18 protein-coding genes and 1 pseudogene are annotated in these 25,013 nt (G+C 54.5%); 11 read left to right on the top strand and 8 right to left on the bottom strand.

Translation table 11 applies throughout. From position 1 onward, the window contains the following. Window positions 1-503: 503 nt before the first annotated feature. The 5 genes from trxB to infA all read left to right on the top strand — a co-directional run bounded on the left by trxB (window position 504) and on the right by infA (window position 6,327). The gene (trxB, locus tag EnteroDNA1_RS21145; RefSeq protein WP_058842107.1) at window positions 504-1,472 is read left to right on the top strand and encodes a thioredoxin-disulfide reductase; all 969 of its coding nucleotides are present in this window, start codon (window positions 504-506) and stop codon (window positions 1,470-1,472) included. Between the two features lie 114 nt (window positions 1,473-1,586). Continuing rightward, on the top strand, window positions 1,587-3,353 hold the full coding sequence (gene cydD / locus EnteroDNA1_RS21140) for a heme ABC transporter permease/ATP-binding protein CydD (RefSeq protein WP_032658216.1): 1,767 nt from the start codon (window positions 1,587-1,589) through the stop codon (window positions 3,351-3,353). Further along, the gene (gene cydC / locus EnteroDNA1_RS21135) at window positions 3,353-5,074 is read left to right on the top strand and encodes a heme ABC transporter ATP-binding protein/permease CydC (RefSeq protein ID WP_048979707.1); all 1,722 of its coding nucleotides are present in this window, start codon (window positions 3,353-3,355) and stop codon (window positions 5,072-5,074) included. The genes cydD and cydC overlap by 1 nt, the downstream gene beginning before the upstream one ends. 45 nt (window positions 5,075-5,119) lie before the next feature. Next, window positions 5,120-5,824: a leucyl/phenylalanyl-tRNA--protein transferase gene (aat, locus tag EnteroDNA1_RS21130; protein WP_069303878.1), complete on the top strand. Its 705-nt coding sequence runs from the start codon at window positions 5,120-5,122 to the stop codon at window positions 5,822-5,824. A 284-nt stretch (window positions 5,825-6,108) separates the two neighbouring features. Next, window positions 6,109-6,327: a translation initiation factor IF-1 gene (gene infA / locus EnteroDNA1_RS21125; RefSeq protein WP_002211347.1), complete on the top strand. Its 219-nt coding sequence runs from the start codon at window positions 6,109-6,111 to the stop codon at window positions 6,325-6,327. Window positions 6,328-6,497: 170 nt separating this feature from the next. Here the strand turns inward: infA and EnteroDNA1_RS21120 are convergent, their stop codons facing one another. Beyond that, complete coding sequence (locus tag EnteroDNA1_RS21120; protein ID WP_069303877.1) at window positions 6,498-8,024, bottom strand: aryl-sulfate sulfotransferase; 1,527 nt, start codon at window positions 8,022-8,024, stop codon at window positions 6,498-6,500. A gap of 22 nt (window positions 8,025-8,046) precedes the next feature. Further along, on the bottom strand, window positions 8,047-9,600 hold the full coding sequence (locus tag EnteroDNA1_RS21115; protein ID WP_069303876.1) for a bifunctional metallophosphatase/5'-nucleotidase: 1,554 nt from the start codon (window positions 9,598-9,600) through the stop codon (window positions 8,047-8,049). 122 nt (window positions 9,601-9,722) lie between these two features. On the opposite strand from EnteroDNA1_RS21115, the gene EnteroDNA1_RS22420 reads away from it, so the two are divergent. After that, window positions 9,723-10,997, top strand: a complete 1,275-nt coding sequence (locus EnteroDNA1_RS22420) for an IS1 family transposase (RefSeq protein ID WP_139295505.1) — start codon at window positions 9,723-9,725, stop codon at window positions 10,995-10,997. Between the two features lie 144 nt (window positions 10,998-11,141). On the opposite strand, the pseudogene EnteroDNA1_RS21100 reads toward EnteroDNA1_RS22420, so the two are convergent. The 3 genes and pseudogenes from EnteroDNA1_RS21100 to clpS all read right to left on the bottom strand — a co-directional run bounded on the left by EnteroDNA1_RS21100 (window position 11,142) and on the right by clpS (window position 14,689). Continuing rightward, window positions 11,142-11,580, bottom strand: a pseudogene (locus tag EnteroDNA1_RS21100) (hypothetical protein). Window positions 11,581-12,061: 481 nt separating this feature from the next. Then, on the bottom strand, window positions 12,062-14,341 hold the full coding sequence (gene clpA / locus EnteroDNA1_RS21095; protein ID WP_008499992.1) for an ATP-dependent Clp protease ATP-binding subunit ClpA: 2,280 nt from the start codon (window positions 14,339-14,341) through the stop codon (window positions 12,062-12,064). 27 nt (window positions 14,342-14,368) lie between these two features. After that, the gene (gene clpS / locus EnteroDNA1_RS21090; protein WP_006174393.1) at window positions 14,369-14,689 is read right to left on the bottom strand and encodes an ATP-dependent Clp protease adapter ClpS; all 321 of its coding nucleotides are present in this window, start codon (window positions 14,687-14,689) and stop codon (window positions 14,369-14,371) included. Between the two features lie 267 nt (window positions 14,690-14,956). Between clpS and cspD the strand changes: the two genes are divergently transcribed. Beyond that, on the top strand, window positions 14,957-15,178 hold the full coding sequence (gene cspD, locus EnteroDNA1_RS21085) for a cold shock-like protein CspD (RefSeq protein ID WP_006809408.1): 222 nt from the start codon (window positions 14,957-14,959) through the stop codon (window positions 15,176-15,178). Between the two features lie 70 nt (window positions 15,179-15,248). Here cspD and macB read toward each other — a convergent pair whose 3' ends face one another. Together macB and macA are read right to left on the bottom strand one after the other, a co-directional pair. Further along, a complete protein-coding gene (gene macB, locus EnteroDNA1_RS21080) occupies window positions 15,249-17,189 on the bottom strand; it encodes a macrolide ABC transporter ATP-binding protein/permease MacB (RefSeq protein ID WP_069303874.1) in 1,941 nt (646 codons plus the stop codon). After that, window positions 17,186-18,301 (bottom strand): macrolide transporter subunit MacA, encoded by a 1,116-nt coding sequence (gene macA, locus EnteroDNA1_RS21075; protein ID WP_045887634.1) that lies wholly within the window; start codon window positions 18,299-18,301, stop codon window positions 17,186-17,188. The genes macB and macA overlap by 4 nt, the downstream gene beginning before the upstream one ends. Window positions 18,302-18,460: 159 nt before the next feature. On the opposite strand from macA, the gene EnteroDNA1_RS21070 reads away from it, so the two are divergent. Next, complete coding sequence (locus EnteroDNA1_RS21070) at window positions 18,461-19,417, top strand: VirK/YbjX family protein (RefSeq protein ID WP_069303873.1); 957 nt, start codon at window positions 18,461-18,463, stop codon at window positions 19,415-19,417. On the opposite strand, the gene EnteroDNA1_RS21065 is transcribed toward EnteroDNA1_RS21070, so the two are convergent. Next, window positions 19,414-21,072, bottom strand: a complete 1,659-nt coding sequence (locus tag EnteroDNA1_RS21065; RefSeq protein WP_029739481.1) for an ATP-dependent endonuclease — start codon at window positions 21,070-21,072, stop codon at window positions 19,414-19,416. The two genes, EnteroDNA1_RS21070 and EnteroDNA1_RS21065, sit on opposite strands and share 4 nt — an antisense overlap. A 372-nt stretch (window positions 21,073-21,444) precedes the next feature. On the opposite strand from EnteroDNA1_RS21065, the gene aqpZ reads away from it, so the two are divergent. From aqpZ to hcp, 3 genes are all read left to right on the top strand, one after another. After that, window positions 21,445-22,140, top strand: a complete 696-nt coding sequence (gene aqpZ / locus EnteroDNA1_RS21060) for an aquaporin Z (protein ID WP_033145073.1) — start codon at window positions 21,445-21,447, stop codon at window positions 22,138-22,140. Between the two features lie 176 nt (window positions 22,141-22,316). After that, entirely contained in the window at window positions 22,317-23,216 is a 900-nt protein-coding gene (locus EnteroDNA1_RS21055) for a lysine exporter LysO family protein (protein WP_033145072.1), read from the top strand. 144 nt (window positions 23,217-23,360) lie between these two features. Then, on the top strand, window positions 23,361-25,013 hold the full coding sequence (hcp, locus tag EnteroDNA1_RS21050; RefSeq protein ID WP_069303872.1) for a hydroxylamine reductase: 1,653 nt from the start codon (window positions 23,361-23,363) through the stop codon (window positions 25,011-25,013).

The following is a 25,013-nucleotide window of genomic DNA, read 5'->3' as shown; positions in this document are numbered from 1 at the left end:
CCCTGTGCACATCACTGTTCAGAGCCTGTACCCGTTAGTCATCACATCGCCTGGTTTTGTATTAGACGCGATGCGGATTCGGGTTCTGTTGGTAAGAAGACCGTTGCCCGAAGGCAGTCACCGACATCACGTATGGCGTCTGTCCACGCCATGCGTAGATTTCACTGACCCGGTAAAAATGGCATTTACGTGCATGCCTATGCGGCATACGGTTAACGCGGTTTTTTTTCTTCCTTGAATGTTTTCGCAAAAGCGCAGGGGATTGTCAAAGCAAAACATCGTTTTTTAGTACAACATGCCGGATATTCATTACGGCAGGGTATTAATCCTCATTTTATTGCCTTACAAACGACCGGTTTTCAGGCGAAAGCGTGATGTTATAGCGCCTCATTCATCGCTCGTGGCTATTACACAGATTGATATCAAAATTGCTGCGCTCTTTTTTTACGACAACAAATTCCCTACAATCCAGCCAAATGTCTGCCAACAACAATGGGGATCTCATGGGCACGGCCAAACACAGTAAGCTGCTAATCCTTGGTTCTGGACCTGCGGGATATACCGCAGCGGTCTATGCTGCACGCGCTAACCTGCACCCGGTACTCATCACCGGCATGGAAAAAGGCGGTCAGCTGACCACCACCACCGAAGTGGAAAACTGGCCAGGGGACCCGAACGACCTGACCGGGCCGCTGCTGATGGAACGTATGCACGAGCATGCCGCTAAATTCGAAACTGAAATTCTGTTCGACCACATCAATAAGGTCGATCTGCAGAACCGTCCGTTCCGCCTGACGGGCGACAGCGGCGAATACACCTGTGACGCGCTGATCATCGCCACCGGCGCCTCTGCCCGTTACCTCGGTCTGCCATCCGAAGAAGCGTTCAAAGGCCGCGGCGTCTCTGCCTGCGCAACCTGTGACGGTTTCTTCTACCGCAATCAGAAAGTCGCGGTCATCGGCGGCGGCAACACCGCAGTGGAAGAAGCGCTCTACCTGGCGAACATTGCCTCTGAAGTGCACCTGATCCACCGTCGCGAAACCTTCCGCGCGGAGAAGATCCTGATCAAACGTCTGATGGATAAAGTGGCAAGCGGCAACATCGTGCTGCACACCAACCGTACCCTGGAAGAGGTGACGGGCGACCAGATGGGCGTTGCCGGTCTGCGTATCCGTGATACCCAGAACACCGATAACGTCGAAACGCTTGAAGTGGCGGGCCTGTTCGTGGCGATCGGTCACAGCCCGAACACCGCGATCTTCGACGGTCAGCTGGAGCTGGAAAACGGCTACATCAAAGTGCAGTCCGGCATTCACGGTAACGCAACCCAGACCAGCATCCCGGGCGTGTTCGCGGCTGGCGACGTAATGGACCATATTTATCGTCAGGCGATCACCTCTGCGGGCACCGGCTGTATGGCCGCGCTGGACGCTGAACGCTACCTCGATGGACTGGCTGAACAAACTAAATAATCTTTACAAGTCAGTAACAAACGTAAATAAAGGCGGCGATAAGTCGCCTTTATTGTCTCCCCGTTGTAACATTGCGCTGCCCAATTTCTAATAACGTCACCTGCAAAGTACGCAATGGAAAAAACCCGTCAACAAGAGTTAACACGCTGGCTGAAACAGCAAAGCGTTATTTCCCGCCGCTGGCTTACGATTTCCCGTCTCCTGGGGTTCGTTAGCGGTCTGTTGATTGTTGCCCAGGCATGGCTGCTGGCCCGCATTCTTAATCACATGATCATGGAGAACATCCCGCGCGAAGCGCTGTTGCTGCCTTTTATTGTCCTGATCCTGATTTTTATCCTGCGCGCCTGGGTGGTGTGGCTGCGTGAGCGCGTCGGTTTTCACGCCGGTCAGCACATCCGCTACGAGATCCGCCGCCAGGTGCTCGATCGTCTTCAGGAAGCCGGGCCCGCGTGGATCCAGGGTAAACCTGCCGGTAGCTGGGCGACGCTGATCCTTGAGCAGATTGACGATATGCACGACTACTATGCGCGCTATCTGCCGCAGATGGCCCTTGCCGTCTTCGTTCCGCTGCTGATCGTGATCGCCATCTTCCCGGTGAACTGGATGGCTGCGCTGATTCTGATGGGCACCGCCCCGCTGATCCCGCTGTTTATGGCGCTGGTCGGCATGGGTGCAGCGGATGCCAACCGCCGTAACTTCCTGGCACTGGGTCGCCTGAGCGGTCATTTCCTCGATCGTCTTCGAGGCATGGAGACATTACGCATTTTTGGCCGCGGTGAAGCAGAAACCGAAAATATTCGCCAGGCATCGCAGGACTTCCGTCAGCGCACCATGGAAGTGTTACGCCTCGCCTTCTTGTCTTCCGGCGTACTGGAATTCTTTACCTCGCTGTCGATTGCCCTCGTGGCGGTCTACTTCGGCTTCTCCTATCTTGGCGCGCTGGATTTCGGCCATTACGGCACGGCGGTAACCCTTTCAGCCGGTTTCCTGGCGCTGATCCTGGCCCCGGAGTTTTTCCAACCGCTTCGCGATCTGGGGACCTTCTATCACGCCAAAGCGCAGGCGGTTGGCGCAGCCGATAGCCTGAAAACATTCCTGGAAACGCCGCTGGCACACCCGGAGCGGGGTGACGTGACGCTGAATGCTAAAGATCCCGTGACCATCGAAGCACAGGACTTTTCTATTCTGTCACCCGAAGGCAAAGTGCTCGCGGGTCCGCTGAACTTTACCTTACCTGCCGGACAACGGGTGGTGCTCGTCGGCACCAGCGGTTCCGGTAAAAGTTCTCTGCTGAATGCGCTATCCGGCTTTATGGCCTACACGGGTTCACTGCGGATCAACAAAACCGAACTGCGCAACCTCGATCCAGACGCCTGGCGTAAACAGCTCAGTTGGGTAGGACAAAACCCGCAGCTTCCGGCCTCAACGCTGCGCGAAAACGTCCTGCTGGCGCGCCCGGACGCGCGTGAAGATGAACTGCAGTCGGTTCTCGACCGCGCCTGGGTCAGCGAGTTTCTGCCCCTGCTCCCGCAAGGTGTAGATACCGTGGTAGGCGACCAGTCCGCCGGGCTGTCGGTCGGACAGGCGCAGCGCGTAGCCGTTGCCCGCGCGTTGTTGAATCCTTGTCAGCTGATGCTGCTGGATGAGCCCGCCGCCAGCCTCGATGCCCACAGCGAGCAGCGCGTAATGGAGGCCCTGAACGCCGCCTCCCGGCAGCAAACCACCCTGATGGTTACCCATCAGCTGGAGGGGATTGCCGACTGGGACCAGATCTGGGTCATGGAGAACGGCCGTATTGTTGAGCAAGGCGATTACGCCTCTCTCGTTGCCGCGCAGGGACCGTTTGCCGCCCTGCTGGCGAACCGTCAGGAGGACATCTGATGCGTGCTCTGCTGCCTTATCTTGCGCTCTATAAACGCCACAAATGGATGCTGACGCTGGGGATTGTGCTGGCGATTGTCACGCTGCTCGCCAGCATTGGCCTGCTCACGCTTTCCGGCTGGTTCCTGTCGGCCTCGGCCGTCGCGGGCTTTGCCGGTTTATACAGCTTCAACTATATGCTCCCGGCTGCCGGTGTTCGCGGTACCGCCATCACGCGGACTGCCGGGCGCTATTTCGAACGTCTTGTCAGCCACGACGCCACTTTCCGCGTGCTGCAGCACCTGCGCATCTACACCTTTAGCAAACTGCTGCCCCTCTCCCCTGCCGGGCTGGCGCGTTTTCGTCAGGGTGAGTTACTTAACCGTGTCGTTGCGGATGTCGACACGCTGGATCACCTGTACCTGCGCGTGATTTCCCCGATCGTGGGCGCGTTTGTGGTGATTGTGGTGGTCACGCTGGGGCTGTCTGTGCTGGATGTTTCCGTTGCGCTGACGCTGGGCGGGATCATGCTGCTGACGCTCATCATTCTGCCGCCGCTGTTTTACCGCGCCGGGAAATCCACCGGGGAAAACCTGACGCGCCTGCGCGGAGACTACCGCCAGCAGCTCACCTCCTGGCTTCAGGGGCAGGCAGAGCTGACGATTTTTGGCGCCAGCAAGCGCTATCGCGCCCGCATGGAAAGTACGGAGCTTAACTGGCATGAGGCCCAGCGCCGCCAGTCGGAGCTGACGGCCTTTTCTCAGGCGCTGATGATGTTAATCGGCGGCGTGGCGGTGATTGCCATGCTGTGGCTGGCTTCCGGCGATGTCGGGGGGAATTCACAGCCGGGTCCACTTATTGCCCTTTTCGTCTTCTGCGCGCTGGCGGCGTTTGAGGCGCTGGCCCCGGTGACGGGCGCCTTCCAGCATCTGGGTCAGGTGATCGCCTCTGCCCTGCGCATCACGCAGATTGCCGAGCAGGAGCCTGAAGTCACGTTCAGTGCCGGGCAGACCGCGGTACCAGAGCAGGTTGCGCTGACGCTTGAAGATGTCACCTTCGCCTATGACAAACAGGCGCAGAACGCGCTGGACGGTATCAACCTTTCTGTTAATGCAGGACAGCGGATGGCGATCCTCGGCCGTACCGGCTGCGGTAAATCGACGCTGCTGCAGTTGCTGACCCGCGCCTGGGATCCGCAGCGCGGACAGATTCGTTTTAATAACACGTTGCTGACCGATTTCAGCGAGCAGGCCCTGCGCAAGACGGTGAGCGTCGTTCCGCAGCGCGTGCATCTGTTTAGCGCCACACTGCGCGATAACCTGCTGCTGGCCGCGCCAGAGGCCTCTGATGATGCGCTTCGCGCCGTGCTGGAGCAGGTCGGGCTGCAAAAACTGCTTGAGGACGACGGGCTAAACAGCTGGCTGGGCGAAGGCGGCCGTCAGCTGTCCGGCGGTGAACTGCGCCGTCTGGCAATTGCGCGCGCGCTGCTGCACGATGCGCCGCTGATGCTGCTCGACGAACCCACCGAGGGGCTGGATGCCACAACCGAGAGCCAAATCCTTGATTTGCTGGCGAATGTCATGACCGGCAAAACCGTGCTGATGGTCACTCACCGCCTGCGCGGACTGGCGAGTTTTGATCGGATAATTGTGATGGACAACGGACACATTATTGAGCAAGGTAGTCACGCAGAGCTGTTGGCGAAACAGGGTCGCTACTACCAGTTTAAACAGCGTCTGTAGACTATATTTGTAGCGTCCTTACTCGCGTACTGGAGTTTTGCTGTCATGCGCCTGGTCCAGCTTTCTCGTCATAACATCGCGTTCCCTTCTCCGGAAGGGGCGCTGCGTGAGCCCAACGGGCTGCTGGCCCTTGGTGGTGACCTCAGTCCCGCACGGCTTTTGATGGCGTACCAGCGCGGTATATTTCCCTGGTTTTCCCCCGGCGATCCGATTTTATGGTGGTCCCCCGATCCGCGTGCCGTGCTGTGGCCAGCGCAGTTTCACGCGAGCCGCAGCATGAAGCGTTTCCATGCGAAATCACCCTACCGCGTCACCCTCAATCACGCCTTTGGTCAGGTCATTGAAGGCTGCGCTGAAGACCGCTATGAAGGGACATGGATAACCCGCGATATCATTACTGCCTACCACCAGCTCCATGAGCTTGGCTACGCCCACTCCATCGAGGTGTGGGAAGGCGGAGCACTCGTCGGCGGCATGTACGGCGTGGCGCAAGGCACGCTATTTTGCGGCGAGTCGATGTTCTCTCGTGCGGTTAACGCCTCGAAAACCGCACTGCTGGTCTTCTGCGAGGCGTTTGCCCAGCGCGGCGGACGCCTGATCGATTGTCAGGTGCTCAACGAGCACACGGCCTCGCTGGGTGCTGTTGAAATCCCGCGACGCCAGTATATCGAGCATCTGGACGTCAGCCGCCAGGAGAAGCTCCCGCGCGACTTCTGGATACCGAGAACGCTCTTTATGCCCAATGCCTAAATGTTTTCCGCATATTTTTTGTGAGGGTGTTATAATTATGCCGCAGAGTAGCTTCTGCCTGTTGCCCCGCCGCCGTTTGGGACCCTCGCTTCAGATAACGTCCTGACGTTTATCCTGTTGTCTCCCCTTTACGAATGCGCTTCCTGTTCGGTTGTACCGTGACGCTTGGGCAATGCGCCGAAACTGTTTTGCTGCGTTTTAATCGCGCAATTCTTTACTTAATTGATGAATTTCGGCATTATCTTGCCGGTTCAAAACTTGGTAGTGATACCCCAGAGGATTAGATGGCCAAAGAAGACAATATTGAAATGCAGGGTACCGTACTTGATACGTTGCCTAATACCATGTTTCGCGTAGAGCTGGAAAACGGTCACGTGGTAACTGCGCACATCTCCGGTAAAATGCGCAAAAACTACATCCGCATTTTGACGGGCGACAAAGTGACTGTTGAACTGACCCCGTACGACCTGAGCAAAGGCCGCATTGTCTTCCGTAGTCGCTAATTGTTTTCGCCTGTAATGGCAGATGAATATTAATTAAGGCCGGGATTTTCCCGGCCTTACTTTTTTGTGCTGCAGGCTATTATTTGAACAATTATTTGTCCGTTCGATTCAGCGTCAGGGCTGTATGTTCGACAGCAATGCCCTTTTAATGGCTGTGTCTGGCTATGCTATCAGCCGTTTGCCACCTGATAACCTATATTTATCAAAGCATCAAGCTCGTCTTTTGCAAACAACCTTGCCCGGTAGCATTCACCAGAGAACTCTGGATAGCCATCCATCGAGCAAATCAGATCGTAGATTGTGGCAATAATATGGCCTGTTGCATCGCTGATAAAGAAAGAGCGTGCGTGGTTGGTGTAGATGCCATAGTACTCACCATAATCTATTGCTGCCCCCATAAAATCAGTGACCTGAGGAACACGATCGGAGGGTAACTGGATAATGCTACCTGTCTGGGTTGCTGTATTGGCGACGAGATCAACAGCATAGAACATGACTCTCGCAGGATCGGTTTTGTAAGAATCAGCCGTTGAATCACGTGTAATATCTCGAGTAACCGCATTGCCTTCATTATCCACGCAGGAGCGATTATCAAAGAGCGAAAGAACAAATTTTCCTTCAGTCTCATTGCTTAACCCAGCAAAAGCACTATTTTTAGTGACGAATACGGTATGAGCGCCATTTTCAAAACTCTCAATACCGGAAGTATCTATCTGCGTAACGCCCTGTCCTGCTGCGAAATTACTGTTAAATCCCCCGGTATTAATACTCCATAATATCTTGCCGTCGGCAGGAGAAATACCAAACGTCAGGCCTGCAGAGCGAGTATGGACAACAATCGCTTCAGCATTTGCCTCACCTGCGGGGATCCAGGAAAGCGAGTTAAGGTGAGCATCGTTTGTGGGGCTATTATTCAGGATCTGAGTATTATCAAATGCACGAGTATAATTTTTTGCCCACAGCATCACGCCTGTCTTTTCATCAAATTTTAAAATTGATGCGTCCTGTCTCATCGTGTTGGTCGAACGGTCCGGGTTATCATTACCAATCATGAAAAGATTATCGGCGGAATCCCAAATCAGGTCGTGGGTGTTAGCATAGCGGTTACCATCGCGGTCACGTAAATCAAACTCCAGAATCTCGTTGCCCAAAATATCGATTTTGAAAAAGCGTCGCCCATACCAGTGTTCATCTTCATCACTGCCGATATAGAAATAACCATTATGCGTTTTTAGCATCTGATTACGGTAGGGCTGAGCATAATAGCAGCGAAGATCGCCGTTCCGGTCGTAGCCATCACAATTGGTAGTCATTAACCAACTGTTTCCCCATACGGTCGTGAAGTTAGCGGGATCCGTTTGCTCAATATCGATATGGAAAATCGTCCCATCGCGGTAGAGTTGTTGCTGTGTGCTTACCTGGATGGTTTGATTAAAAACTTCCACTCCGCTAAGGTTTTTAAAGACAACCTGCACCTGGTTAAGGTAGTTTGCATACAGTCCAATAACCGGAATTTTTATCTCAGGTAAAGAGACAATGTCATTTGAAGAATACGTGAAGTCTAAACTTGCCGTGCTAGTCGATCTTCCCAGTACCGTATAGGAATATGTTATCGCCTCATCAATTATAAACTTCAGATAGACCGCAAGCTGGTTGTTAGCAGGGGCGAGTTCCATTCCAAGATAGGTAATTGCCATATTATTCACCTGTTGTTAATTATTACTGTGTAACTTCTTTTACTCGCATCTCATTCACCTGTTGGGGAATGATCTTATTTCCTTTCACCAGATAATCAATAACCGCATTGGAAAGGTTATATCCACCTTTTACCTGTTTGTTCTGACCATCAATGAATGCAGTAAAGCCATCGCCACCAGGAGCAAGGAAACTATTTGTCGCTACGCGATAGGTTTCAGAGTCTACAATTGGCTTGCCATTAAGCGTAAATAGTACAACGCGTTGCCCGACAGGTTTATGTTGGTCGTAGCGCATCTCCAGTCCTTTCGACATCTGCAAAACACCGTTAGTGAGTGACGCACTATGCTCCATAAGATTTCGTAAGGATTTCCCATTCAAATCCATTACGGTAAGCTCATTTGGAAACGGGAACGCGCTAATAACATCGCCGAGGGTTATCGGACCGGCATTCAAATCAGCCCGCAGACCACCTGAATTAGTGAGCGCCAGTTGCGCATCAGGCGCAGCGGCAAGCATTGCATCGGTAAATAAATTGCCCAGCGAAGATGATTCCCCGTAGGCACGCGTAAGCGTAACAGGCGTCTCTCCAACTTTTTGGCGAACCGTTTCGGAGAGCTTTTTATTCCAGCTATCAATAACACTCTGAGTTGCCGGATCGGGTTTCCATTCATCAGCGTAAAGGGTTTTAAGCTCGAAGCTTTTTATTTTGTTGTGATGTTTTTTTAGATCCACATCCAGGACCAGCTTACCAATATCAATCCCACCGCTGTCAGTCGAAAGCACCAGCGTGTTACCTACTTTAAGCGGCTCCGGCGTTCCAACATGCGCATGTCCGGTAATCAGAATATCCAGTCCTTTCACCTGCTTCGCCGTCTGGATATCCTTATCAAGGGCGCGTTTGACATCAGTCTTGCCGATACTGGACTGGCGTGCAGGGAAACCTTCATGCATGAGTGCAACGGTTATATCTACTTTTCCACGTAGTTCATCCAGATAACGCTGGAGATATTTCACCTCGTCACGCGCTTCAATGCCCTGACGCATTGACGATGAAACGGTATCATCAAAAGCGAATACGCCATGCAACCCAATGACCCCAATTTTAATGCCATCCTTTTCAAGGATTGTATACGGCTTATTCCAGAAAAGGACATTACTATTTTTATAAAACACGTTACCTAACAGTATCGGGAATTTAGCCTGACTGAGCTGTATCAGCGTATTATCCCAACCATGGTCGAACTCATGATTGCCGACAGACGCAGCATCAAATGACATTGTATTCATAATATCTATGATTGCCCGCCCTTTTGTCAGGCTGCTAATGTATGGACCGGTAAAGTAATCTCCAGCATCGAAATAAAAAGTAGCCTTATTCTTTTGCTTTTCTTGCTTGACGTAAGTCGCAATATTTGCGAAGCCACCGACAGCTCTTTTACCTTCTGCAACATAAGGAAGTTTATAGGGCTCAACATGTGCATGCAGGTCATTGGTATAAATGACGGTAACGTCCTGCGCTGGACTTAGCGAAGCATATCCCGATAGTAATAAAACCGCGATTACTGTTTTTTTCATTTTTTAACTCTCGAATTAAAGAAAGAATTTCATTATCGATTAGCAAAAAACAGATTTTGTGAACCTTCTCACGACATATGAAAAAGGGAGACGCGAAAATTTACGACTAGCAGAATCAGTTGGTGAAGCACATGGAATCCGCTCCAAAAATAGATCTCAATGTTTGTAAAAGCTGGTCATGTCCAAATCTCGGAATACCAGATGCGAGTGATTATGTTTTTCCTGTTTATCGTCTGGGCTACGCTGCACTTGAATGTCAAAAATGTGGCAGTCTTCCTCCACTGTTTAATACAAAAGAATGTGACGAGTGGTTCAGTCAATTCATGCAACGAAAATTAGGAAATACAGGACAAGGTTGTCCCCGCTGTTTTACAGCGCACATCATTCGCTATGGATACACAAAAGCCAGAACACCCCGCTTTCAATGTTGTACCTGCCGTTATGTATTTACTCCACACTATGACAATGCTGTAGGCCGGAATACAAATATCACCCTTCTTTCCCAGCTCGAACAAGGGGTGCACTCTGGTGAAACGACAAACCAAAGGGTCCTTGCGCAAGCGGTTAACGGTTTCGAACACGATCTGCATGTTTCGCTCCCTGCGCTAACAAGGGTGTCAACGACCACAATGGTTATACCGTTTCAGGGTCATTCTGCGAGGCAGAAACTGTATGTTGTGATCAGTGCCGATGCTGACTCCGGCAAAATTATTCAAGTAACAACCAACTATTGCGACTGGAAGGCAGGTGATTCATTGCTCTATCAGGGTTCTAAGTCTTTCCCTTCTTCGATACTACCGTCGAGCGACTCCGATGTTATTCGGGAGCAAGAAATGCAATTTCTTAAACGGAGTCAATTTGATGAAATTCAGTACGGTAGTGCCGAGCTTAAGCGAAACGACCGGGGAAGCATGGTCCGTCCTGTCATTACCATACACAGTCATTTCCAGAGATTAAAACGACGCTTCCCGGGTGTAACCGATCATTATCTCGCCCATGAGTGCGTTTTGCGCGGCGGGGCTATAACTGCCTGGTCAACAGAAGTCCGACTTGGGAAAACCGATCTTTGGTTTGTGTCTGAAAATATTGAAAACGCCAACCTCTCTGACAAAGCATTTTGCCTTACTGGTAGCTGGAAAATGGGATGGTGGAAAAATGTGTGGCAGCGTTGGGATAATGGCGAGATATGCAAGATGATTGGCCTGCTGACCGGACAGCAAAGTACAGCGGAGCCCGCGTTGATTTCACTTGCATCCTGCACTGCATTTGCTGTCTGGCTGAAATCCCATCCATGGTCATTACGATGTCATAACTTTGGGGCGCGGGTAGTGAGCCAGCATTTAGTGGGTCTTGGCTGTATTTACAACCAACAGATGGAGGAAAATTCAGGCAGTTAAGGGCTACATAACGCGAGCTGTACGGCAGCGAACTGCACTATTTTATTGTCATCAAAAGTTATTAACGGCTTCCCGTAACACCCATTTTTACGAAGATTAATCCATTTGGCGTCAGAGGAACTCCCCCGACGCCTCGGATCGACGTCAGGAAATAATGTGAATTACCGTTTTTGCACTTTGAGGTGCAACGACATCTGCGGCCATCGAATGCGTTATGTCATGCAGCAGTCCCGTCAGGTGCGGCAACATATCGCGGTCAAAATGCGATACCAGCAGTATGTGGTTTAACTGCCCGGCAGTAATCACACTGTGCTTCGGTATCTTCCAGCAGCCACTCTTTTTGTCGCGGTTGTTCCGCTTCGTCCTCAAATTCCACCACCTGAAAATCACGCATTGATTCTGTGAGGCCAGCTTTCATTTCTTCCAGATACGCACCCAGGCAGCGGCAGACGGGCTGCGTTTGTGGGAGTGATGTGCAGCCGAGGAGGATTTCAGTGAGCAGTTTGCAGCGCTCTGCAAGGGTTGGGAGATCGGGGTTGAGGGAGAGTTCGCTGTAAAGCAGTGAAAGATTGTTATGTTCCATTTGATTTTGACTCCGTGTGAAATGATGAGATCTCCACCCGAACGCCAACTCAGGTGGCAGACTGAACCGGTTTGGCGTACCGACCCACACGGGAAAATCGGCGCTTCAAAAGAAGCCCCGGTTCAGCCCACCATAATTGAGTCTGCGGATTATATCGCTAGCTTTCAAAAGTGTGAACGAACCTGATGATAGTTGACGTATCAACATCATTTCTCGTGTGTAATCAGGACGCCAATCCTGACACCTGATTTTGCAGGTGCGCCGCCATTTTATTACTGTAGATTTATCCAGCAACTGACTTCGAAAGAAACTGGAAAGCGCCTCGCAAAATTCCTCTGCGGCCTGATGCCCTCACCCCAACCCTCTCCCACAGGGAGAGGGAGAAAACACTAAAAACGACAACACTGTTGTCGTTTTGCTTTTACCTTGGCAGGCATAAAAAAACCGGGCAAATGCCCGGTTTTTTACATTAACGTTTAACTCAGTGAGCCGCTTCCGGCTTGTGCTTCGCCGCACTCTGGAAATCATACGTCAGTTCGTTCTTCGCCTGGTCCAGCGCCACGGTCACCTGACCGCCGTCCACCAGCGAGCCAAACAGCAGCTCGTTCGCCAGCGGTTTCTTCAGGTTGTCCTGAATCACGCGCGCCATCGGACGGGCACCCATCGCACGGTCGTAGCCTTTTTCGGCCAGCCAGTTGCGGGCCTCCTGGCTCACTTCCAGCGACACGCCTTTCTGATCCAGCTGAACCTGCAGCTCGACGATGAACTTGTCCACAACCTGATGGATCACCTCGGTAGACAGGTGATCGAACCAGATAATGTTGTCCAGACGGTTGCGGAACTCCGGCGTGAAGATCTTCTTGATCTCCTCCATCGCATCGGTGCTGTTATCCTGGTGGATCAGGCCGATGGATTTACGCTCGGTTTCACGCACGCCGGCGTTGGTGGTCATCACCAGCACCACGTTGCGGAAGTCCGCCTTGCGCCCGTTGTTGTCGGTCAGCGTCCCGTTGTCCATCACCTGCAGCAGGATGTTGAACACGTCCGGGTGCGCTTTCTCGATTTCATCGAGCAGCAGTACCGCGTGCGGATGCTTGATCACCGCGTCGGTGAGCAGGCCGCCCTGGTCAAAGCCCACGTAGCCCGGAGGCGCACCAATCAAACGGCTGACGGTGTGACGCTCCATATACTCGGACATATCAAAGCGCAGCAGCTCAATGCCCAGCGCTTTGGAGAGCTGAACAGTCACCTCGGTTTTCCCTACGCCGGTCGGGCCAGCGAACAGGAAGGAACCGACAGGCTTGTGGTCATGCCCCAGTCCGGCGCGGGCCATCTTGATCGCTTCGGTTAAGGCCTCAATGGCCTTATCCTGACCAAAGACCAGCATTTTCAGGCGATTGCCGAGGGTGCGCAGCGTGTCGCGGTCGCTCTGAGAAACGCTCTTCTCAGGGATACGCGCGATGCGGGCCACCACGGACTCAATATCCGCCACGTTAACAGTTTTCTTACGCTTGCTGGCCGGCATCAGGCGCGCACGCGCCCCTGCCTCATCAATCACGTCAATCGCCTTATCCGGCAGATGACGGTCGTTGATGTATTTCACCGCCAGCTCCACCGCCGCACGGACCGCTTTCGCGGTGTAACGCACGTCGTGGTGCGCTTCATACTTCGGCTTCAGGCCGTTGATGATCTGCACCGTTTCCTCGACGGACGGCTCGGTCACGTCGATTTTCTGGAAGCGGCGCGCCAGCGCACGGTCTTTCTCAAAGATGTTGCTGAACTCCTGGTAGGTCGTGGAGCCAATCACGCGGATCTTGCCGCTGGAGAGCAGCGGTTTGATCAGGTTCGCGGCATCCACCTGGCCACCGGAGGCCGCACCTGCGCCGATGATGGTGTGGATCTCATCGATAAACAGGATGCTGTTGGTGTCCTGCTCCAGCTGTTTCAACAGTGCCTTGAAGCGTTTTTCAAAATCACCGCGGTATTTGGTGCCCGCCAGCAGCGAGCCGATATCCAGCGAGTAGATGGTGCAGTCGGCAATCACTTCCGGCACGTCGCCCTGCACGATGCGCCAGGCAAGCCCTTCGGCAATCGCGGTTTTACCCACACCTGACTCGCCCACCAGCAGCGGGTTGTTCTTGCGGCGACGGCACAGCACCTGGATGGCGCGCTCCAGCTCTTTATCGCGACCAATCAGCGGGTCGATACCGCCAACGCGAGCAAGCTGGTTAAGGTTGGTGGTGAAGTTTTCCATACGATCCTCCCCGCCTGCTTGCTCTTCATTGTTATTGACCTGATTGCTGGAATCCGATGCCTGGTTAGGCTCGTCTTTGCGCGTTCCGTGAGAAATAAAGTTAACCACGTCGAGGCGGCTGACTTCGTGTTTGCGCAGCAGGTAGGCAGCCTGTGACTCCTGCTCGCTGAAGATGGCGACTAAGACGTTTGCGCCAGTCACTTCGCTACGCCCGGAAGACTGGACGTGGAATACCGCGCGCTGCAGCACGCGCTGGAAGCTGAGCGTCGGCTGCGTGTCGCGCTCTTCTTCACTGGCTGGCAGCACCGGTGTGGTTTGTTCGATGAAGGCTTCGAGTTCCTGACGTAGCGCCACCAGATCCACGGAGCAGGCTTCCAGCGCTTCGCGGGCAGATGGGTTGCTAAGCAGTGCGAGCAGTAAATGCTCGACGGTCATAAACTCATGTCGGTGCTCACGCGCTCTGGCGAAAGCCATGTTTAAACTGAGTTCCAGTTCTTGATTGAGCATAGGCACCTCCCCCAATTTTATGCCTTATCAGGCCTTTTCCAGCGTACACAGCAACGGATGCTCGTTCTCCCTCGCATAGTCGTTCACCATCGCCACTTTGGTTTCCGCCACTTCGGCTGTGAAGATGCCGCAGATAGCTTTGCCACGATAATGAACGGTAAGCATCAGTTGCGTTGCACGTTCTACATCATAAGAAAAGAACTTTTGTAGCACGTCAATAACAAATTCCATCGGCGTGTAATCATCGTTCATTAACATAACTTTATACATAGATGGCGGTTTTAGCGCGTCGCGCACTTTGTCTTCCGCCAGCTGGTCAAAATCCAGCCAATCGTTGGTCTTACCCATTATGCATAACCACTTTGAATCTACCTCAGATGTTAGATAACAATCATCTATTACTGTCATCCGCGATGTCTGTCACAAACTGTTGCAATAGCGTTAACTGCTTCAAACTTTGGTTGATTATTGTCCCATCTCCAGCGCCAAACGCTTGACGACTTCTTTCGTTTCTCTAAATTGTACAAGCGTGAGATGGCGAGGTTTTGAACAGCCCCCACTCCACCACCGGTTCATTCCATCTTAACTTATAAGATTTACGAAGGATGTCGAAGCATGGAAATGGGTACTGTTAAGTGGTTCAACAACGCCAAAGGGTTTGGCTTCATCTGCCCCGAAGGCGGCGGCGAGGATATCTTCGCTCACTATTCCACCATTCAGATGGATGGTTACAGAACGCTCAAAGCCGGGCAGTCCGTCCGGTTCGATGTACATCAGGGACCAAAAGGCAATCATGCCAGCCTAATCGTACCCGTTGAAGCAGAGACGGTTGCATAGCTCTCTGTTTTATTGTGTACATCCCGCAGTCAAAATGCCAGCCCGATCGGCTGGCATTTTTATTTTCGGGTTATTCCCGAGCCAGCGCCTCCACCGGATCCAGCCGCGCCGCGTTGCGGGCGGGCAACCAGCCAAACAAAATGCCGGTAAAGGTCGAACACAAAAATGCGGTAATAATGGCAACCGGCGAGAAGCCAATCTCCCAGCCGGGTAAAAAGAGCTGAAGCGCAAACGCGATCATCATCGAGAGCGCAATACCCATCGCCCCACCAACCAGACACACCAGCACCGCTTCAATCAAAAACTGCTGCAGCACGTCGCTGGCCCGGGCCCCGACCGCCATGCGAATGCCGATCTCCCGGGTACGTTCGGTGACCGACACCAGCATGATATTCATCACCCCGATGCCGCCGACGACCAGCGAGATCACCGCCACCAGCGTGAGGAACAGCTGAAGAGTACGTGTGGTCTTTTCCGCCGTTTTCAAGAGGCCGTCCATATTCCAGGTAAAGAAATCTTTCTTCCCGTGGCGCAGGGTTAACAGCCGTTCAAGCTGCTGTTCGGCCAGCGCGCTGTCGTAGCCCTCCTTCACGCGTACGGTGATGGAGTTGAGCCATGACTGCCCCATAATCCGCCCTGAGATGGTGGTGTAGGGCAGCCAGACGCGCAGGATCTTACTGCTGCCAAACATCGACTGCTTCTCTTCCGCCACGCCGATGACAGTGGCAGGCATGTTGCCGACCAGAATCACTTCGCCCACCACGTTGGCTTTGTTTGGGAAGAGCTGCCTGCGCGAGTTCGCGTCCAGCACCACCACCTGCGCCCTGCCCGCCAGCTGCTCGGCGTTGAAGGTAGCGCCTTCGCTGAAGGTCATGCCGTAGACGTTGAAGTAGTCTCCGCTGACGCCGTTAGCGCTGGCGGCCACGTCAACATTGCCCACGCGCAGACGCAGGTTCTGCGAAACCGCAGGCGTGGCGGAGTTCACCCACGGCTGCTTCTGAATCGCCGCCAGATCGTCGTATTTCAGCGCCTGCTGATACTGCGGCTCGTCGTCGCCAAAGTCTTTGCCGGGATAGACGTCAATGGTATTGGTGCCAATGGCGCGAATATCGGCCAGCACCAGCTGCTTCGCCGCGTCGCCCACCACCACGATCGACACCACCGAGGCGATACCGATAATGATGCCGAGCATCGTCAGCAGGGTGCGCATTTTATTGGCTGCCATCGCCAGCCAGGCCATGGTCAGCGCTTCGCGAAAGCCGCTGGAGAACTGTCCCCAGCCGGTTGATGCCGGCAGCGCTTCTTTCGGCGCCGCAGCCCTGGACTCACGCGGCGGCGGGTTGCTGACCAGCTCGCCGTCGTGGATCTCAATAATGCGTTCCGCCTGCGCCGCCACCTGCGGATCGTGGGTAACAATGATGACAGTGTGGCCCTGATCGCGAAGCTGGTGAAGGATCGCCATCACCTCTTCGCCGGAATGGCTGTCAAGTGCCCCGGTCGGTTCATCCGCGAGGATCACCTGCCCGCCGTTCATCAGCGCACGGGCAATACTCACGCGCTGCTGCTGGCCGCCGGACAGCTGCGAGGGCTGGTACTCCACCCGCTCCGCCAGCCCCAGACGCGTCAGCAGCATCTGCGCGCGCTCAAGGCGCTTTTTCCGCTCGACGCCCGCATACACCGCAGGCACTTCCACGTTCTGCGCCGCATTCAGGTGAGAAAGCAAATGGTAACGCTGGAAGATAAAGCCGAAGTGTTCCCGGCGCAGCTTCGCCAGCGCGTCGCCGTCCAGCGTGGAGACATCCGTCCCGGCCACGCGATAGGTCCCGCTGGTCGGTTTATCCAGACAGCCGAGAATGTTCATCAGCGTCGATTTACCGGAACCCGATGCCCCGACAATCGCCACCATCTCGCCCGCTTCCACGCGCAGGGAGATGCCCTTCAGCACTTCCACCGGACCGTCGCCTGACGGATAGCTGCGACGAATGTTATTCAGCTCAAGCAGCGCCGTCATTTAGCGGCTCCGGGCAGGCTTTCGCTGACAACAACCTCCTCGCCCTCTTCCAGACCTTTCACCACCACCACGTCGGTGTCGTTGCGCGCGCCGATCACGACCTCGCGCTCGCGCGTTTCGCCGTTGCGCAGCACTTTCACTTTATAACGGCTCTCCCCGGCGGACTCGCCGAGCGCAGAGAGCGGAATGGTCAACACGTTCTTCACGCCGGTCAGCTGGATATGCACCTGTGCGGTCATGTCCAGACGCAGCACGCCCTGCGGATTTGGCACCTCAAAGCGGGCATAGTAGAAGATAGCGTCGTTAACTTTTTCCGGCGTCGGCAGAATGTCTTTCAGCACGCCTTCGTAGCGCGTCTGCGGGTCGCCAAGCACCGTAAACCAGGCGTTCTGCCCCGGCTTAAGATGGATCACATCCGCCTCTGAGACCTGGGCTTTGACCAGCATGGTGCTCATGTCCGCCAGCGTCAGAATGTTCGGCGCCTGCTGCGCGGCAATCACCGTCTGGCCCTGCAGCGTGGTGATCTGGGTCACTTCGCCCGCCATCGGCGCGACGATTTTGGTGTAGTCGAGGTTGGTTTTTGCCGTATCCAGCGAAGCCTGATTGCGTTTGATCTGCGCGTCAATCGTGCCAATTTGCGCCTGTTTCACCGCCAGTTCTGTGGTGGCAGTATCTAAATCCTGTTTTGAAATAGCCTGGGTTTTGGCCAGCGCCTGCTGACGGGTCAGCGTAACCTGAGCCAGGTTACGTTCTGCCAGCGCCTGCGCACGCTGCGCGCGCAGCTCCATCAGCGTGGCTTCCACCTCGCGGATCTGGTTCTCAGCCTGCTCAGGATCGATAACGCCGAGCAGCTGGCCTTTTTTCACCTTGTCGCCAATCTCAACCGACAGCGTTTTCAGCTGGCCGCTGACCTGAGCGCCGACGTCAACCTTGCGCAGCGCGTCAAGCTTGCCCGTCGCGAGGACGTTTTGCTGCAGTTCGCCCGGGCGAACAATCAGCGTCTGATACTGCGGCACCGGCGCATTCAGCACCTGCCATAGCCAGTACCCACCGGCTAAAACCGCGACCGCCAGCAGCAGAAACAGCGTTCTGCGTTTTCCCTTGAGGTTCATAAATATTCCAAATAAATGTTCTGGCAATTATAAATGTTGATTCTATCTAAACGACTCCTCAACGAAACCCCTGTTCTCCGAAATCGCCCTAATTTGTTTACGAGACGTTGACATTTCCCCTGTTGAAATAGCGATATTCCAAAAGGATCAGGATCTACCATGTCTTCTATCGTCGATACATCACTTTCAAACCTGCCGCAGCCAAAAACCGGCTGGCAGCTCTTCAAAAACCTGGCTTTTGGTGAGATCGCACCCGGGCTGGCATGGGAAAAAACCGCCTACCGACGTAAGTTCATGCTGCGTTCACTGGCGACACCGCTCAGCACCGCTCGCCTGCTGTCTGATCTTGCGAAACATCCGCACCTGATGCAAATGCTCCAGGTTCAGCCGGGGCTGCCGTGTCGCCTTCATCGTCCGTGGCTGACGGTCAATATGGATCGACAGCGTGCGCTGGAATCGCTGTCCTGGCACTATCAGATGATGTGCCGCCAGCTGCCGGCGACGCTGACAAAGGGTTACCTTTCAAAGCAGGGCGTGACTCTGCTGACCTTAACCGGAAAAGATGAACAGCAATTTACCGTCCGCCTGTGTGCCGACGCGTTTATGGATAAAGAGGGAGAAGCTACCCTCGTTTTCTGTGACAGTCAAAATACGGCGCTGGCGGAGATGACCTTTACGCTATGCCAGTTTGAGGGAAAATCAACGCTGTTCATTGGCGGTTTGCAGGGCGCAAAAGCGCATGTTCCCCATGAGCTGATCCAGGGGGCGACGAAAGCCTGCCACGGTCTGTTCCCGAAACGTCTGCTGGTCGAGGCCGCAATGACGCTCGGCGCCGCGTTCCCGGTAGAACAGATTGTCGCCGTCAGTAACGATACCCATATTTATCGCAGCTGGCGCTACCGCAAGAAAAAAGAGGGCAAACTGTTGGCCGATTACGACAGTTTCTGGCTCTCCATCGGCGGTGAAAAGCAGGATAACGGTAATTTTATGCTGCCGCTCGTCATGCCGCGTAAACCGATGGAAGAGATCGCCAGCAAAAAACGCGCCGAATATCGCCGCCGCTACGCGCTGCTGGATAGCCTGATTCAGCAGGTGAAACAGGCGACCCAACGCTAATCCGCTTTCCCGCGTGCCAGCCACAGCACGCGGGAGAACATCTTCCGCAGCAGGGTCGGTACCGCCTCCACGCCCCGCCTCCCCGCTTCTGTCGCCACTTCAATGGCTAAATCCGGTTTTGACGAACGGTGAATCGCTTTGGCGATCACCCGCCGCATGTTCATCGGGACATCGACCGGCACCATGGCAATTCGGTGAAAGACGTCGTCGAACCCCTGGCGATACATAAAGTGTTCCATGTCCATCGCGGGCAGCATGGTTAAATGGTCGCGCTCTTCCTCGCGCTCGTTATTCAGCAGGCTCCGCACGGTCGAGGCATATTTTTTGCCCGCCTCATCACCGTCTACCAGCACGTGCCACTCGATCCCCATCCGGCGGGCAAATTTTATCAGCGGCTTTAATCCCGACTGGGCGAATTCGATCACCTTAATGCCTTCCGCATCAAAATGGTGGCCACACTGGCGCGCCAGTTCGTTGATGACCCAGGTTTCCGTCTCCCCCTCCACCAGCAGCCAGCAGCGGGCAAAGAGCGACGACGCCCGGTTAAAGCGAATATGAAACGCGATGCGCCGCCCGTCTTCCGCGTTCAAACCGCCCGGCCCAAGCCGGAAAGCGGAGACGCGGGAGGATTCACGCACCAGGCGACAGACGTGTTCTACCGGCGTCAGCGATAATAACTCCCCGGAATTGGTGGTCGTGATGCGCTGGAGCGGCAGCAGGTTCAGCAGATGCCAGGCCACGGAGAGCATGATGGGATGCAGGCGCGTTTCCGGGTCTTCCACCAGCAGCAGCGGCCGGGCGTCCCGGTCAAGACGAACGGTGCCTTTGGCCTGCAGAAGCGTTGAAAACAGCCCCAGCAGAATCACCCGATGGGTGCGACCGCCGGGCCGGTCGATCATCCGGTTAATGATGTCGAGGTAACGCCAGCTTCGCTGCTCATCATGAGAGCGACGGCGCATCAGACGGTGGCGCGATTCCGACGTGCCCTGCTCGGAAAAATAGTGCTCCAGGAGTTGCACCATTGCGGACAACCCCTGACGAATTTGACCATCGGTCAGATTCTGCGGACGCGACACCAGCTCTCTGGCCAGAAAATCCAGCTCGCGGGCGGTGACTTCCACTTCCGGCATATTGGGTACGGTTCCGTTACGAATACGCCGCATAAAGCGCGCATCGCGCAGGCGTAACACCGGCGTCAGGCGGATCAGGTGACGGGCCAGATCGTCGATATTGTCCAGCGGGATCGGGTTGGCTTTCTCATCGAGAAAATCACGCAGAGTGAGTACCCCCTCGTTCTCCGCCATCTCGCCTTCCAGCCGATAGAAAATCCGGTGGAAACCGTCATCGCACGGAACCCAGCAGGGTGACAGCGGGCGGAAGCGACGCACGCGGTGACGTCCGGGTTCGGATTCGCGGAACGTCAGGATAATATGCAGGTGCTTCTCGCGCCCCGTCACGTCGCCGGGCGGGAACCAGAAATCGTCGCGGACGAAGTGATACAGATCGTCCTCGGGCGAAAGCAGTAGCGTCAATGCATCCAGCAGGCTGGACTTACCCCACGCGTTCTCGCCGATCAGGACGTTGTTCTGCTCCAGCTGCAGCGACAGGCGGTTAATACCGCGAAACCCGACAATTTCCACACGTTCGAGAAGCATAAATCCCCCGCGATATGATCACTTTTTCCTTCAAGTTATCAGCAGTATAGCGGGATGCAGACGGGCTTGACACTGCAATCCGCCTCCATAACCTGGCGGAAGCACGAAAAATTCAGAATTTATCCATCAGGTTTCATTTGAAATAACCCACATCTCGCAAGATACTACCGCCCGCAAATTGGACTATGCTCTATTTACCTCCAGTTTGAACAAGGATTGACATCACATTGCCTTAAATCAAATTAATCGAATTTATTTAAGTGGCGAAGGGGTGTTGTTGGTTTTTAAAATACGGGCTCTTTGAGTCGTCATCCCTTTATGGCGATATATCCCGCGCGCGGGAATGCGTGCGGATAATTATTTGAGGTGGTTATGTTTAGAAAATTGGCAGCAGAATGCTTTGGTACATTCTGGCTGGTATTTGGTGGCTGCGGTAGCGCCGTTCTGGCAGCAGCATTCCCGGAATTAGGTATCGGTTTTGTCGGCGTTGCGCTGGCTTTTGGTTTAACCGTATTAACCATGGCGTTTGCCGTGGGACATATTTCCGGCGGTCATTTTAACCCGGCAGTGACGTTAGGTTTATGGGCGGGCGGCCGTTTCCCGGCGAAAGACGTGATTGGCTATATTGTGGCGCAGGTGGTTGGCGGTATTATCGCGGCGGGCGTTCTGTACGTGATTGCCAGCGGTAAAGCCGGCTTCGACGCGGCGGCCAGCGGCTTTGCCTCTAACGGCTTTGGCGAACACTCTCCGGGCGGCTACTCCATGCTGTCTGCCATCGTGATTGAAATCGTGCTTACCGCCGGCTTCCTGCTGGTGATCCACGGCGCAACGGACAAACACGCCCCGGCCGGTTTTGCACCGATTGCCATTGGTCTGGCGCTGACGCTTATCCACCTGATTTCTATTCCGGTCACCAACACCTCCGTTAACCCGGCACGCAGTACCGCCGTCGCCATCTTCCAGGGCGGCTGGGCGCTTGAGCAGCTGTGGCTGTTCTGGGTGATGCCAGTTATCGGCGGTATCCTGGGTGGCGTGCTGTATCGCACCCTGCTGGAAAAACGCGATTAATTAAGTGCGGCCTGTAATGTCGGGTGGCGCTAACACTTACCCGACCTACGTGAGATTGCACTTTGTAGGCCGGGTAAGCGTTAGCGCCACCCGGCTTTCTTTTGCCGCTTTACTGAACAGCCTTTATTGGGTAGTGTCACTGGCGCTTAACCGATACTAAAAAGGACCGGCTGTTCATGTTTTCAGGACTCCTCATCATTTTGCTGCCCTTGATCGTGGGCTATCTTATTCCGCTGCATCGTGAATCCGCATTAAGGCTCATTAATCGATTCCTGAGCTGGATTGTCTACGTTATTCTTTTCTTTATGGGGATTAGCCTGGCATTTCTGGACAACTTATCGGCGAATTTACTCTCCATCCTCCATTATTCTGTCGTCACCGTGGTGGTTATTTTGCTGTGCAATATTGCCGCGCTGCTGTGGCTGGAACGCACTATTCCATGGAAAAATCACCATCATCAGGAAAAACTCCCTTCACGAATTGCAATGGCGCTTGAATCATTAAAATTATGCGGCGTCGTGGTGCTCGGTTTTCTTCTTGGTCTGACCGGTTGGGCATTTTTACAGCACGCGACTGAGGCCAGTGAATATACGCTGATCTTCCTGCTGTTCCTGATCGGTATTCAGCTGCGAAATAATGGCATGACGCTGAAACAAATTGTCCTCAACCGTCGGGGAATGATGGTTGCGGTTATGGTTGTTGCCAGTTCAATGGTGGCGGGCGTCATCAACGCCTTTATTCTCGATCTTCCCCTGAAAACCGGCCTGGCGATGGCGTCCGGTTTTGGCTGGTATTCGCTCTCCGGTATTCTGCTGACCGAATCATTCGGACCGGTGATCGGCAGCGCCGCCTTCTTTAACGATCTGGCGCGAGAGCTGATTGCCATCATGCTGATCCCGAGCCTGGTTCGGCGCAGTCGTTCTACCGCGCTGGGCCTGTGCGGCGCAACGTCGATGGACTTTACCCTGCCGGTACTCCAGCGCTCCGGAGGGCTGGAGATGGTGCCCGCGGCTATCGTGCACGGCTTTATTTTAAGCCTGCTGGTTCCGGTCCTGATGGCCTTCTTCTCTGCCTGATACTTCTTTGGCGGTAGGTTTCCTGCCGCCAAAATTGCGCTAAATCAATCTCCCTCTATTTTGTAGCAGAAAGCCCTTTTCTCCGTTCTGGCACAGGCATAACCTTAAACATGTATATTAAATATAACTTTAACAGGTGTGATTATGTTTTGTGTGCAATGTGAACAAACCATCCGTACCCCGGCAGGCAATGGCTGCTCTTACGCACAGGGTATGTGCGGCAAAACCGCAGAAACATCTGACCTGCAGGATCTGCTGATTGCGGCCCTGCAAGGCCTTTCCGCATGGGCGTTCAAAGCCCGCGAATACGGCATTGTCGACCACTACGTCGACAGCTTCGCCCCGCGCGCGTTTTTCTCCACGCTGACCAACGTTAACTTCGACTCTCCGCGCATTGTCGGCTACGCCCGCGAAGCGATTGCCCTGCGTGAGGCGCTTAAAGCCCAGTGCCTGAAGGTGGACGCCAGCGCCCGCGTGGAAAACCCGATGTCAGAACTGCAGCTGGTCAGCGACGATTTGGGCGATCTCCAGCGTCAGGCGGCAGAATTCACCCCGAATAAAGACAAAGCGGCGATTGGCGAGAACATTCTCGGCCTGCGCCTGCTGTGCCTGTACGGCCTGAAAGGCGCTGCGGCGTATATGGAGCACGCGCACGTTCTGGGTCAGTACGACAATGAGATTTACGCCCAGTACCACAAAATCATGGCGTGGCTGGGCACCTGGCCCGCCGATATGAACGCGCTGCTGGAATGCTCAATGGAAATCGGCCAAATGAACTTCCACGTGATGAGCATTCTTGATGCCGGTGAAACCAGCACCTACGGCCACCCGACGCCGACGCAGGTCAACGTCAAGGCAACCGAAGGCAAGTGCATTCTGATTTCCGGTCACGACCTGAAAGATCTCTACAACCTGCTGAAGCAAACCGAAGGGACCGGAGTTAACGTTTATACCCACGGCGAAATGCTGCCGGCGCACGGCTACCCGGAGCTGCGTAAATTTAAGCATCTGATCGGTAACTACGGCAGCGGCTGGCAGAACCAGCAGGTGGAGTTCGCCCGCTTCCCTGGCCCTATCGTGATGACCTCTAACTGCATCATCGACCCGACCGTCGGCGCGTACGATGACCGCATCTGGACCCGCAGCATCGTTGGCTGGCCGGGCGTGAGCCATCTTGAAGGTGACGATTTCGGTCCGGTTATCGCCCAGGCGCAGCAGATGGCAGGCTTCCCGTACAGCGAGATCCCGCACCTTATTACCGTCGGCTTCGGTCGTGAAACCCTGCTGGGTGCCGCTGATTCGCTGATCGATCTCGTCAGCCGTGAAAAGCTGCGCCACATTTTCCTCGTCGGCGGCTGCGACGGCGCGCGCGGCGAGCGTAACTACTTCACCGATTTCGCCACCAGCGTGCCGGAAGACTGCCTGATCCTGACCCTGGCGTGCGGCAAATACCGTTTCAACAAGCTGGACTTTGGCGACATCGAAGGTCTGCCGCGCCTGATCGATGCGGGCCAGTGTAACGATGCTTACTCGGCCATCATTCTGGCGGTCACCCTGGCGGAGAAACTGGGCTGCGGCGTGAACGACCTGCCGCTGTCGCTGGTGCTGTCATGGTTCGAGCAGAAAGCGATTGTCATCCTCCTGACCCTGCTCTCGCTCGGCGTCACCAACATCGTGACCGGCCCGACCGCGCCTGGCTTCCTGACGCCGGACCTGCTGGCGGTGCTGAACGAGAAATTCGGCCTGCGTTCCGTGACCAACGTTGAAGATGATATGAAACAGCTGCTGAGCGCGTAA

It is taken from the genome of Enterobacter sp. HK169, assembly GCF_001719105.1.
GTDB classification, from domain to species: Bacteria; Pseudomonadota; Gammaproteobacteria; order Enterobacterales; family Enterobacteriaceae; genus Enterobacter; species Enterobacter asburiae_B.
Note: the sequence above shows the minus strand (reverse complement) of the source record. Positions and strands in the feature narration are given on the sequence as shown.